Raw genomic sequence first — 12929 nt, 5'->3', positions numbered from 1 at the left:
GCAAGGATCAATGCGCAGGGTATGCTTAAAAATTGTACAGATGAGTTGCACATGGAAACTTATCACCATCTTATATAGAGAGAATTATCTTGTTGTGTTTAACTTATTACAGAAAATCCATGACATTCATTGACAGTGCCTCACCTAATGGCATGCAAAAAAGGCTGTATTCGTATAACGGGTACTGTTTTGAAGTACAATCTTCTAATTAACCAAGGAAATGATTGAGTGATCCGCACCTTAAAACAATGTCTATTGATTTCCACTCCAGGTGCGTGACTCCGCGGGGCGTGCGGTGAGCCTCCTCGGCTTTGCCTGTGGGGTCTCACCTGTCACGCTAGTCCCGCAGGAGGTCACGCACCTTCCGTTCCAATAAAATTATTGTAAGATTTTTAATTATTAACTACTCTCTTAAAGATTTATATTGGGATTGAATGTGTTTAGGAAATCCTTCCCTAATTTTGAAGAACAAAAAGTTCTGTCATTTGCTATTTAAGGTGCATTTTGTTTTACAAGAATGCCTCCGTTTTATATTATTTTCGCATTTTATTTTCAGTCACTTTTACGCAGGGGAAACTTCGCTGCAGGCGTACGACTCCTGCGAGACTAGCGTCGTCTAGTTCCTGGCCCAGTCCCTCGGGTTCAAATAAACCCAAGCGGATAAAAGCAAAGACCACCTTTTTTTGCTTTGGAACATTGGCCTGTCGGGACTGAGCAGGCTGCTTTCACTTTTTATACAGGCGCAGCCGAGGAGGCCAATCTAGCTCCAGCGGCCACCGACTAGCAGATTTCGTTCTCTCTCCTTGCTAATCTAACTGCATGGCCCCAACGGCTAGCATACTTCCCTGCCTCCTCCTTGCGATAAGTCAACATCAACTCACTACGATCATTGTGATTCCTTTATCTTATATGAGAGCCCTGAAATCTGTACGTCGCTGCTCGGCCGCTTCTACTTTTGCTTCACCGCCCGCCCCGCGGAGCTTACTCCTGGAGGGGAAATCCATTATTTTTCTCAAGAGCCACAATTTTTGCTAAAGAGCAAAAAAAGAAAACCCTTGAAACTGCCATTGCAGTTTCAAGGGTTTTATTCATTAGATCCAGACGATTGTCATGAAAGCCAAGATGGTAATGAACCCAACCAACGCTCCTGAATACAGGAACAATGCTGGAGCTTCATGTCCTTTGTGGCTCATGTGCATGAAATAATACAATTGGAATATCAGCTGCACAGCTGCCAGCAGAAGGATAAATGGTATAACAAACCATTTAGAAAAACCACCTGCAACTGCCACGAATGCCGTCAAAGTCAAGAAGATCATCAGAGCAAACGATACTACCTGCATTCTCATGTCTTCTGCGTTTTTCTTGCGGCGATATTCGTAATCTACACTTGGGTTACCTGAATTTGATTGTACATTCGCCATCAGTTTATCCCACCATTCCCATTAGATATACTACCGTGAAGATGAACACCCACACGACATCAATAAAGTGCCAGTATAAACTTGCTACATAAAATTTTGGTGCGTTATACAAGCTTAGTCCGCGTTTCGCATTTCGGACCATCAATGAAATGATCCACATCAGACCGAAAGCAACGTGGGCACCATGGAAGCCGACTAAGGTATAGAAGGCGGAACCAAAGGCACTGCTTGTAAATGTATGCCCATATGCATGAACATAATGATAAAACTCATAAATTTCCAGTACAAGGAAAGCAAAACCAAGCAAAACTGTAATCAGAAGCCAAGCCTGCATACCCTTGAAGTTATAGTTTTTCATATGGTACATAGCATATACGCTTGTTAGTGAACTGGTCAATAATAACATGGTTGCTATAAAAGCCAGCGGAAGGTCGAAGATATCTTTCGCAAGCGCATGATCAGGACTTGGAACACTGTCTTTCAATGCAAGATAAGTAGCAAACAGGGAAGCAAACAATACTGTTTCCCCGCCAAGGAAAAACCAGAACCCCATGAACTTATTCTTAGCTTCCAAAGTTGCCTTTTCGGGAGCCGCAGGCCATGTTTTTGGAGTGAACTTTTCTTCATTATGCATTATGCATTACCTCCTTTGTCAGAATCGTCAAGAAGGTCTTCTTTATGAACATGGTAGCCGTGATCATCAATTACTGATCTCAAGAACATAGCTCCGAGAGTAATCAGCATTCCAATTACAAGGACAGGAATCGCCCATGCCTTGTCATCCACTCTGTACATTGCCCCGAATGCAGCTATGAATAATCCAAGTGAGATAACAAACGGAAGGAATGAATTGTTTGGCATATGAATGTCTCCAAGCGGTTCTGCCGGAGTATATTCTTTCTTCCCTTCCATCTTCTCTAACCACCAAGCATCCAATCCGCGGACAAGCGGTGTTTGCTTGAAGTTATAGAATGGAGGAGGAGATGGAATTGCCCATTCTAATGTACGGCCGTCTCCCCAAGGATCGTTGCCGACTTTCACACCTTTGACCTGAGTCATGATGATGTTGTAAAGCAATACCAGAACTGCCACTCCCATGAATGCGGCTCCGATGGAACTTACCAGGTTTCCTGTTTCGAAACCTTGACCAGGCAAGAATTTCCAGATTCGGCGCGGCATCCCCATGAGTCCAAGGAAATGCTGGATAAAGAATGTTAAATGGAATCCGATAAAGAATAACCAGAAAGAAATCTTCCCCAGGAATTCATTCAACATTGTACCAAACATTTTAGGCCAATAGAAATGCGTTCCAGCCAATAGTGCAAATACTACTCCGCCCACGATTACATAGTGGAAGTGAGCTACAACGAAATAAGTATCATGGAACTGATAATCAGCAGCTGCGGATGCAAGCATGACACCTGTTACACCACCTGCGGTAAATGACGGAATAAAAGATACCGCATAAAGCATCGGAGTTGTAAAGGAAATGCTTCCGCCCCAAAGGGTTAACAGCCAGTTGAATATCTTAATTCCTGTAGGAACAGCGATAGCCATTGTTGCAACAGCAAAGATTGCGTTCGCGATAGGTCCCAGACCAACTGTGAACATATGGTGAGCCCATACCATGAATCCTAAGAAACCAATAAGTACTGTCGCGAAGACCATTGAAGAATAACCAAACAAACGCTTTCTTGCGAATGTTGGGATAATTTCAGAGAAAATACCGAATGCAGGCAGGATCAGGATGTATACCTCAGGATGTCCAAAAATCCAGAAGAAATGTTCCCAGATAATTGTGTTTCCTCCAGCTGCTGAATCAAAGAAATTAGAACCGAACATACGGTCAAACATCATAAGGAACAACCCGATAGTCAAAGCCGGGAATGCGAATAAAATCAGTGCGGATGTAACGAATGCCGTCCAAGTGAACAAAGGCAGTCGCATGTAAGTCATCCCTGGAGCACGCATAGTAATGATCGTTACCAAAAAGTTGATACCGCCAATAAGCGTACCGGCCCCAGAAATCTGAAGGCCTAAGACATAGAAGTCAATTCCATGGCCTTCTGAATGCAGTGATAAAGATGCATAGGATGTCCATCCAGCATCAGGAGCGCCACCCAGGAACCAAGAAAGGTTTAAGAATACTCCTCCAAAGAAGAAGAGCCAGAAACCAAGTGAGTTCAAGAATGGAAATGCAACGTCACGTGCACCTATTTGCAAAGGAACAATGGCATTTAAGAATGCGAATATAAGCGGCATGGCTGCCAGGAATATCATCGTCGTTCCGTGCATGGTCAGAACTTCATTGTATAAGCCTGCGCTGATAAAATCACTGTTTGGAACAGCAAGCTGAATACGTATTATCAAGGCTTCAAGTCCACCCAGCAAGAAGAAGAATCCTCCTGATACCAGGTAGAGTATAGCTATTTTCTTGTGGTCCACTGTTGTCAGATAGTCCCAAAGAGTGGCGCCGAAGCCTTTCTTTTGTGCATAGCTACTCACGATTAAACCTCCCTTTTACTTTCCCCAATTAATCTTGTACTTTTAAGCCCATCAGATATTCTGCAAGGGCGTCCAGCTCCTGTTCATCCAGTTCTTCATACGTTCCTGTCATCTTGTTTCCAGGTTTGTATTGTTCTGGATCTTTCAGCCAGTTTTTAATTTCTTCTTCATTATGCTCAAGGAAGCCTGCTACACGTGTACGCTCGCCAAAGTTGGCAAGGTTAGGTGCAAGACGTGCCTGTTCAGGTCTTTCATCCACACCTGATACTGCGTGGCAGCTTAAACATTTTTGGTTGAAGATTTCTTGTCCTTCCTGAGCAAGTTCAGTTGTAGGAGCTTGTTCTTCTGTATCTTGCATAGCTGTTGTCCAGCTGTTGAAATCATCTTGGGAAATTGCTTTAACTTTAAAATCCATCAATGCATGTGATGGTCCGCAGAGTTCAGCACACTTTCCGTAGAATACACTTTCAACTTCTTCAGCTGCATCACTGTCAAACTCAAGGAAGAACGTGTTGACATTATCAACGTTTGTATCAATCTTACCTCCAACTGCCGGAATCCAGAACGAGTGCTTGACATCAGAAGCTGTAACATTGAAGTAAACTTTTCTGTCAGTCGGCACTACAAGATCCTGGGAAGTGATGATACCTTGATCAGGATACTCGAATTCCCACCAGTAGAGATTAGCACGGACATTAACCACAAGTGCTTCGCGATTGCCTTCCGCGTCTTTCTTTTCCATTGCTTCTGTATCCGCCAATTTGAAAGTAGCTGAAACAGTAGGAACAGCAAGGATCAATAGCAGGATGATCGGGACAGTCGTCCAGATTACCTCTAATGTGTGGCTTCCTTCCACCTGCTTAGGAATCCTGTTTTCGTCTCCTTTTTTACGACGGAAACGTGTAATAGCAACAAAATAGACAACTGCAACTACCAGTATGACGAGAACCATGATTACGGTAGACAAGATCATAAGATCGTATTGCATCTGTGCCACTTCACCGGCTGGCTGTAATGTAGAAACAAATGGCTCTCCACAGCCGGAAAGAACGAGCGCCATCAGCGTGAAAAGCGATAATAGACGCCATTTAGATAGCCTTGCTTTCATAGCTTAATCAAACCCCTCTTTCGTGTAATGTACTTTTTGTAAAACAAGGACTGAAACTTATTTTATATGGATTTCCTATAGAAAGAATTCCCGGATTCATTAAATGACTGTAACGATGACCATCGCTACAAAAAGGATTGTCAAATAGTTTAGAGAATAAACAAACATGAGTCTTGCCCATTTAAGATCATCTTTCATTCTATATCCCCAAAGGGCAAGCGCTAACCATCCAAGGTTGAATGCTGTGGCTAAAATAAAAAAGGGCAAGCCTAGATCCATCAAGAAGAATGGAATCGGCAGCAGGGCAGCTACCCATGCAACACTATGATGCTTTGTAACTTTAAATCCTTTTACCACCGGAAGCATTGGAATATTGGCTGCTCTGTATTCTTCACAGCGTTTCATCGCCAAGGCATAAAAATGCGGAGGCTGCCAAATAAATACTATTGCAAACAGCATCCATGCCAGCAGACTGAGGTCAGCATCAACTGCGGCCCATCCAATCAGCGGAGGCACTGCACCCGAGATACTCCCCACAATCGTGTTGCTTACATGCTGCCTCTTCGACCACATAGTATAAAGAACAACATAGCTGAAAATACCAATAATCCCTATGACTCCTGCAGTCACAGTTGTCATAAATAAAAAGACTGTCCCTATCGTAATCATAAGCAGCCCGATCAGCAGTGCTCTGCTTCCTGTAATCTTACCGGTAACCGTAGGGCGTCCTTTGGTTCTCTCCATCAAATGATCAATATCGCGGTCAATAAAGTTATTGATGCTGCAAGCTCCGCCCATGACTAGTGCTGATCCTGCCAAAGTAAGGAACATTGTATCAAGTGAATTTAGAAAATGTGTATTAGTGAAGTAAAAGGCTAACCACATACCAGTGAATGTTGTAATCAAATTGGAATTGACAATGCCAATTTTTATAAGGGCCAAAAAGTCTTTCCAGGCTGTAGTAACTTGAATATCTGCATCTTTCATATCTGCAATTACTCTGCTGTTAGACATCTTTCCCCCTCCTCTCTCTTAAATAACAGAGGTTTTCCTCACCTCTATACTATAAAGGAATTCCAAAACCATTTCTATAACCACGCGGGAATTTAATAGATTTCCTCACTTAACTTCGAAAAAATGATCTGCCCAGCCTGAGAAAATTTTGAAATTCAAGCTGTCAATATTATATTAAACCACAGATTTTTTTCTAAATGGGAATTAGAACGGAATGAAATATGGCGATATTGTGTCATCCAGCTTCCTTCCAACATTATAGTTTATTTCACAAAATCATCATATCACAATTTTCATTGAAACGCTTACAGACATTCGACGTTTTTATAACAATTCCATCATCCTCTTTAACTTCCACTCTTTCACATTAGTTATTGCATAGTGATATTCTCGTTATTCTGTAACATTTTATCTGTTGTTTTTTGAGGGTTTATTCGGTATCATCTTAGAGGCGTACATTTTTGCAGTATACCTTTTTAAACCTTATTACAAATGCTTCATTTTGAAATGTTTGTCTTGTTTCTTATGATTATAAGTCTCAGAGTTTATTTAAAGTAGGTGAATAGATTGCACAAAGGATTAAAGTGGTTAAGCGTCATAACAACCCTGGGAATGCTTTTTGTTTTACTCGGCGGGGCCTTGGTAACCAAAACCGATTCAGGGATGGGCTGCGGACGTTCATGGCCGCTGTGTCATGGAGAGTTTGTCCCAAGTAACATTACTTTCGAACTGGTCGTTGAGTTATCTCACAGGCTGGTATCAGGAAGTGTAGGGATTCTTGTTCTTATACTGGCTGTCTGGTCCTGGAAAGCCATCGGACATAAAAGGGAAACAAAGCTTCTCGCTGCTTTATCTTTTTTCTTCCTTGCCGCTCAGGCACTTATAGGAGCTGCAGCCGTTATATGGGCGCAATCCGATTTTGTGCTGGCACTCCACTTCGGGATCTCATTGATTTCTTTTGCAGCAGTATTATTATTAACTCTTTTGATATTTGAAGTGGACAAAAAATTCGATGCTGACAAGGTGGTCATCGACCGCAAGATGAGGTTCCACATTCTCGGCATTACTCTTTACAGCTATATCGTCGTTTATACCGGCGCTTTGGTCAGGCATACAGACTCAAGCCTTGTATGCCGTGATTGGCCATTATGCCTTAACGACAGTCCTGGACTTCCTTCGAATATGTACGAATGGATTCAGATGGGCCATAGATTCGCTGCTGGCATTATCTTTTTCTGGATTGCTTATGCCGCATATCTCGCTGTCAAAAATTACAAAGATCAGAAAGTCATTTACTGGGGCTGGATCATAGCCTTTATTCTTGTCACGCTTCAGGCTTCTACAGGTGCATTGACAGTAATTACAAGATTGAATCTTATGATCGCCCTTGCTCACGCACTGATTATCTCCTGCTTGTTCGGGCTTCTGTGCTATTTGATCCTGCTTGCCTCCCGGAGCAAGCTCCGTCAATAAAATAGACTGTTTTCGGACCGGTTGCCGCTTGCGAACAGCCTTTTAGTTTCTTAGATAGAGAGAGTCAGCTCGTTCATTCTTGCATACCTGGGTACAGCAGGATAATAAGGGTAACCAATTTCTTAAAAAGATCATCCTGGTTTAAGAGAATTGAGCATATGAATATCCAAAAAGGATGCCGCCCCTCTGGGGACGGCATCCTTTTTTGTCAGATTCGGTCTATTTCTATTAATAAATCTCCAGGGGCAATTGCATCTCCGCCCTTTACATGGATATCTTTTATCGTTCCAGTAAAAGGAGCCTGCACAGTCGTCTCCATCTTCATTGCTTCGTTAATTAGAAGATGGTCGCCTTGACTGACTCTTTCACCTTTTTCCGTTATTACCTTAATGACAGTTCCGGGCATGGTGGCACCGATATGGTTTTCGTTTTTAGGGTTTGCCTTTGGTTTCAAAGTTACCGAGGCTTTGATGCTTTCATCCTTGATGACCACTTCACGCGCCTGGCCATTCAGCTCGAAATACACAATCCTTGTTCCATCTGCTTGAGGCTCCCCTACAGAAATCAGCTTGACGATCAAGGTCTTACCCGTTTCTATCTCCACCTCTACTTCTTCACCCAGTCTCATACCATACAAGAAAGTCGGTGTATCCAAGACTGAAATATCGCCAAATGTATCCACCGTCTTGCTGTATTCCATGAAAACTTTTGGATAAAGAGCATATGCTATGGCATCAAAGCTCGTCACTTGACGGTCAAGGTCCTTGAACAATTTTTCTTTCAGCTTGTCAAAATCTACATTATCCAGCAATTCCCCAGGTCTGACCGTGATGGGTTCTTTTCCTTTTAAAATTGCTTTCTGCAGATTTTCCGGAAACCCTCCATATGGCTGTCCCAGATAGCCTTCAAATAGTTCAATAACAGAATCAGGGAAATCGATTTTCTCACCCCGTTCTAATACATCAGTCTCCGTCAAGTCATTTTGAACCATGAATAATGCCATATCCCCCACAACCTTAGATGACGGAGTCACTTTGACAATATCACCAAACAGGTGGTTCACCCTTGAGTACATTTCTTTGACTTCTTCCCAGCGGTCCCCAAGCCCCACCGCTTTTGCCTGCTGCTGCAGGTTGCTGTATTGGCCGCCTGGCATCTCGTGCTGATAAACCTCTGTATGTGAAGACATCATGCCGCTTTCAAAGTCACGGTAGTATTTCCTGACATCTTCCCAATAGTATGAAAGTTTTTCAAGAGACTGCACATCAACTTTTGGTTCTCTATCAGTTCCATTAACTGCATAATACAGTGAGTTTGCACTTGGCTGTGAAGTTAATCCGGACATGGAGCCAAGTGCCGTATCAACGATATCCACCCCTGCCTCGATTGCTTTGGCATACATATAGATCCCGTTACCGCTTGTATCGTGGCTGTGCAGGTGTATCGGCAGGTCGACGGTGTCTTTCAGTTCCGATATCAATCGATAGGCTGCCTGAGGCTTTAGAAGTCCAGCCATATCTTTGATTGCAAGAATGTGGGCTCCTTGGGCTTCCAGCTCCTTGGCGAGATTCTTATAATACTGTACATCGTACTTTTGTCTGGAAGGGTCCATTATATCACCCGTGTAACAAATGGCAGCTTCTGCGATCTTGCCATTCTGCCTTACAGCGTCAATGGCTGTTTCCATTCCCTGAACCCAGTTAAGGCTGTCAAAAACACGGAAAACATCAATACCCGTAAACGCAGATTTTTCTACAAACTCCCTAATTACATTATCGGGATAATTCTTGTATCCAACCGCATTAGAAGCCCTGAGCAGCATCTGAAAAAGGACATTTGGAATTCTTTGACGCAGGGAAATGAGCCTGTCCCATGGATCCTCCTTAAGAAAGCGGTAAGCCACATCGAAAGTCGCCCCTCCCCACATCTCATAAGAAAAGAGATCCGGCATCAAACGGGCAGAAGGTTCTGCAATCGAAGTTAAATCAGTGGTTCTGACCCTCGTCGCCAGCAATGATTGATGCGCATCCCTGAAAGTGGTGTCAGTCAGGAGGACTTGGTTCTGTTCCCTGATCCAGTTAACTATACCTTCCGGACCTTGCTCATCAAGAATTTGCTTTGTACCGCTCCGTAAATCCGGTAATTCTTTAGCTTTCGGGATTCTCGGTTTGTCAAACACCGGCTTCCTCTTTTTTTCAATCCCCGGAAAACCATTGACTGTGACATTTCCAATATATGAGAGCATCTTTGTTCCCCTGTCTTTTCGTTTGGGGAATATGAATAACTGCGGAGTTGTATCAATAAAGGAAGTATCATATTGACCAGTCAGGAATTGGTCATGTTTAATTACATTTTCAAGGAAAGGGATGTTCGTCTTGATCCCCCTTATCCTGAATTCCTGAAGGTTGCGGACCATTTTTGATGCAGCCTGGTCAAATGATAATGCCCATGTGGATACCTTCACGAGCAGTGAATCATAGAATGGGGTAATGATTGCCCCCTGGTATCCATTCCCGGCATCAAGCCTTACTCCAAAACCTCCGCCTGACCTGTAAGCCATAATCTTTCCTGTATCCGGCATGAAGTTATTCAAAGGGTCTTCTGTGGTCACCCTTGATTGAATCGCATAACCGTGAATCGCTATCTTATCTTGAGCAGGAATGCCGATTCTGCTTCCATGGAGCTCATTTCCTTCTGCAATCATAATCTGTGACTGCACGATATCCACACCTGTGATCATTTCAGTGATGGTATGTTCAACCTGCACCCTTGGATTTACCTCTATAAAATAGAAACGGTTATCCGCTACCAGGAATTCAACGGTTCCGGCATTCACGTATTCTACTTTTTTCATCAACTGGACAGCTGCATCACATATTTCATCTCTCAGTTTTTCATCGAGTGAAACACAAGGTGCAACTTCCACCACTTTCTGGTGCCTGCGCTGAACAGAGCAATCCCTCTCAAACAAGTGGATAATATTCCCTTGTTCATCCCCTAAAATCTGAACCTCAATATGCTTGGGATTTTGTACGAACTTCTCTACATACACCTCATCATTACCAAAAGCGGCCTTAGCTTCAGATTTAGCTCTTTCAAAGGATTCTTTCACCTGGTCAGGTCCGTGAACAATCCTCATCCCTCTGCCGCCGCCGCCAAGTGAAGCCTTGATAATAATGGGATAACCGTGCTCCTTCCCGAACTGCACAACTTCATCAAGCCCTCTGACCGGTCCGTCACTTCCCGGTATGACCGGTATTTCAGCCTGTTGAGCCTGCTGCCTGGCTTTTACTTTATCTCCAAACATATCAAGATGTTTAGAATGCGGTCCTATAAACGTAATACCTTCCTCTTCGCATCTTCTCGCAAAATTTATATTCTCGGACAGAAATCCGTAGCCCGGATGTATGGCGTCAACATCCGCTTTCTTGGCGATCTCGATGATCCCCTCAATATCCAGATAGGCGTCAATCGGTTTCTTCCCTTCGCCGACAAGGTAAGCCTCGTCGGCTTTATAACGGTGATAGGAACCTGAATCCTCTTTAGAATAAACTGCTACGGTCCTTAGATTTAATTCTGTACATGCACGAAATACCCGGATTGCGATTTCTCCGCGGTTGGCCACTAAAACTTTGCTGAATTTCCTCAAATTCTACCTCTCCTTTAAGCAATAATCTTGTGAGTTATGTATTGAACATGCAGCTGCTGAAAAATCAATGATAAAATTTTAATTTTTCAAACAAATCTGCTTATATAGAAGGGCTGATCACTAAGGTATATCTTAAATAACCAGCCCGTTCTTTCTAATGATGGATATTGTAAACATTTTTGACTTCCCTGCTGTCATTGACGGCAGAACTCTCTTTTTTCTTGCCGTATTTCTCGTCATATTTAACAAACATCGATACATTCACAAGTACTCCCATTGAAAGCGAGAGAACAAGCAGGGAAGATCCGCCGTAACTGACAAAAGGCAGCGGGACTCCTGTGATGGGTATCACACCAGATACGCCTCCCAGATTGATGAATGCCTGAAGGCCAATCATGCTTGAAATACCGACAGCAAGCATTGTCCCGAAAGGATCCCGGCTCTTCACCCCGGTGTATATGCCCCGGAGTACAATGTAGGAAAGCCCCAGGATGACAAAAGCAACCCCCAGGAGGCCAAGTTCCTCAACTATGATGGCCATGATGAAGTCTGTGTGTGACTCCGGAAGATATCCAAGCTTTTGGATGCCCTGCCCCAGGCCAAGCCCTTTTAAACCGCCAGCACCTATCGCCAAATAGGAGTTGACGAGCTGGTATCCGTCACCTTGTGCATATTGAAAGGGATCAAGATAGGCATGGATCCTTCCCACCCTCTCAGTAGTGAAAATATACTTCCTGCCCAGATAAATGAGAGGAGAAACCAATATCAGCAGCCCGGCTCCTAATGCTCCCAGCTTAAAAAACATTTTAAAGCTAATGCCGGAACAGAGTATAACAAAACAGCCGATCACAAAGATGATTCCCGCCGTTCCATAATCCGGTTCCAGAAAGACCAGGAAACAGATAAAGCCAAAAAGCAGTAATGGAGGCATGACACCAACATTCAATTGATCTATGTAATCCTGCTTCTTAGCATAAACTGCAGAGAGATAAATAATCACTGATAATTTGGCAAACTCGGAGGGCTGAATCCTCATGATTCCGGTGTCGATCCAGCTTTGTGCCCCATTCACTTCTACACCAATGAAATGGACAGCCAGAAGGAGCCCGATTGTGCCAAAAATCACTGCTTTTAAAGGGAACTTGAACTTTGTGAAAGCTTTGTACGGAAATGCAGCAGCAAATAAGAATGCCGCAAACCCTATTAAAATATTAAACAGCTGTTTTTTATAGAAGTGGTCACTGCTGTAACCATAGATCTCTACCGCTGTCACCATGCTTGCGCTGTATATCATGATCAACCCGAAAAAACACAAGAAAAGATAAACAGCTACCAACGAGTAATCATACGATTTTAATATTTTTTTATGAGCATAATCTCTTCCTATCCCTTTTTTAGAAATATTCTATCTAAATAGCAAAAATCCTGCTGCTCTTTTAAAATGGCTGTTTTCACCTATGTTGTTGCTTTCGGAAAATCCCAAGAGCCGGATTTCCCCCGGATACCAGGAGTTTTTCTCTAATGGGGGAAGAGCAGCTCTTTTCTTTTCATTAATACTAAATTATTCCTTCGTACTATAATTTTTTCGGAATTAGTATAGAATAGCAACAAAGTTTACAAAAAAGGGCCTTTTAAATAGAAACAATATTGATAGGCTAGTAAAAAACCCAAACAATCATATGCTTTTGTTTGAGTTTTCACTAGTATTTATTTTTTAGTCGAAGCTTCATGCAGCGCAGAAAGCTCTCTCTCTAAA

At 43.0% G+C, this 12929-nt stretch carries 8 protein-coding genes; 1 reads left to right on the top strand and 7 read right to left on the bottom strand.

Going from position 1 to position 12929, the window contains the following annotated elements; all coding sequences use genetic code 11:
- Positions 1-1091: 1091 nt before the first annotated feature.
- The 5 genes from ctaF to cyoE form a co-directional block, all read right to left on the bottom strand.
- Complete coding sequence (gene ctaF, locus B9Z54_RS04950) at positions 1092-1424, bottom strand: cytochrome c oxidase subunit IVB (protein ID WP_113927385.1); 333 nt, start codon at positions 1422-1424, stop codon at positions 1092-1094.
- Positions 1425-1428: 4 nt separating this feature from the next.
- Positions 1429-2058, bottom strand: coding sequence for a cytochrome (ubi)quinol oxidase subunit III (locus B9Z54_RS04945; protein WP_113927384.1), 630 nt, complete (start codon positions 2056-2058; stop codon positions 1429-1431).
- On the bottom strand, positions 2058-3929 hold the full coding sequence (gene ctaD / locus B9Z54_RS04940) for a cytochrome c oxidase subunit I (RefSeq protein WP_113927383.1): 1872 nt from the start codon (positions 3927-3929) through the stop codon (positions 2058-2060). The genes B9Z54_RS04945 and ctaD overlap by 1 nt, the downstream gene beginning before the upstream one ends.
- A 28-nt stretch (positions 3930-3957) precedes the next feature.
- Positions 3958-5037, bottom strand: coding sequence for a cytochrome c oxidase subunit II (coxB, locus tag B9Z54_RS04935; protein WP_113927382.1), 1080 nt, complete (start codon positions 5035-5037; stop codon positions 3958-3960).
- A gap of 99 nt (positions 5038-5136) precedes the next feature.
- Positions 5137-6051, bottom strand: a complete 915-nt coding sequence (gene cyoE / locus B9Z54_RS04930) for a heme o synthase (RefSeq protein ID WP_113927381.1) — start codon at positions 6049-6051, stop codon at positions 5137-5139.
- Positions 6052-6618: 567 nt separating this feature from the next.
- Here cyoE and B9Z54_RS04925 point away from each other — a divergent pair.
- Positions 6619-7524 (top strand): COX15/CtaA family protein, encoded by a 906-nt coding sequence (locus B9Z54_RS04925; RefSeq protein ID WP_113927380.1) that lies wholly within the window; start codon positions 6619-6621, stop codon positions 7522-7524.
- A 208-nt stretch (positions 7525-7732) separates the two neighbouring features.
- Here the strand turns inward: B9Z54_RS04925 and pyc are convergent, their stop codons facing one another.
- Positions 7733-11173 (bottom strand): pyruvate carboxylase, encoded by a 3441-nt coding sequence (pyc, locus tag B9Z54_RS04920; RefSeq protein ID WP_113927379.1) that lies wholly within the window; start codon positions 11171-11173, stop codon positions 7733-7735.
- Between the two features lie 154 nt (positions 11174-11327).
- Positions 11328-12560 (bottom strand): FtsW/RodA/SpoVE family cell cycle protein, encoded by a 1233-nt coding sequence (locus tag B9Z54_RS04915; RefSeq protein ID WP_113927378.1) that lies wholly within the window; start codon positions 12558-12560, stop codon positions 11328-11330.
- Positions 12561-12929: the final 369 nt, after the last annotated feature.

This window comes from Bacillus sp. P14.5 (assembly GCF_003316765.1).
Lineage (GTDB): Bacteria > Bacillota > Bacilli > Bacillales > Bacillaceae_B > Rossellomorea.
Note: the sequence above shows the minus strand (reverse complement) of the source record. Positions and strands in the feature narration are given on the sequence as shown.

Excerpts from the sequence above, each read along its gene's own strand:
- cyoE (WP_113927381.1), bottom strand. The coding sequence starts at position 6,051 with ATGTCTAACAGCAGAGTAATTGCAGATATGAAAGATGCAGATATTCAA.
- ctaF (WP_113927385.1), bottom strand. The coding sequence starts at position 1,424 with ATGGCGAATGTACAATCAAATTCAGGTAACCCAAGTGTAGATTACGAA.
- coxB (WP_113927382.1), bottom strand. The coding sequence starts at position 5,037 with ATGAAAGCAAGGCTATCTAAATGGCGTCTATTATCGCTTTTCACGCTG.
- B9Z54_RS04945 (WP_113927384.1), bottom strand. The coding sequence starts at position 2,058 with ATGCATAATGAAGAAAAGTTCACTCCAAAAACATGGCCTGCGGCTCCC.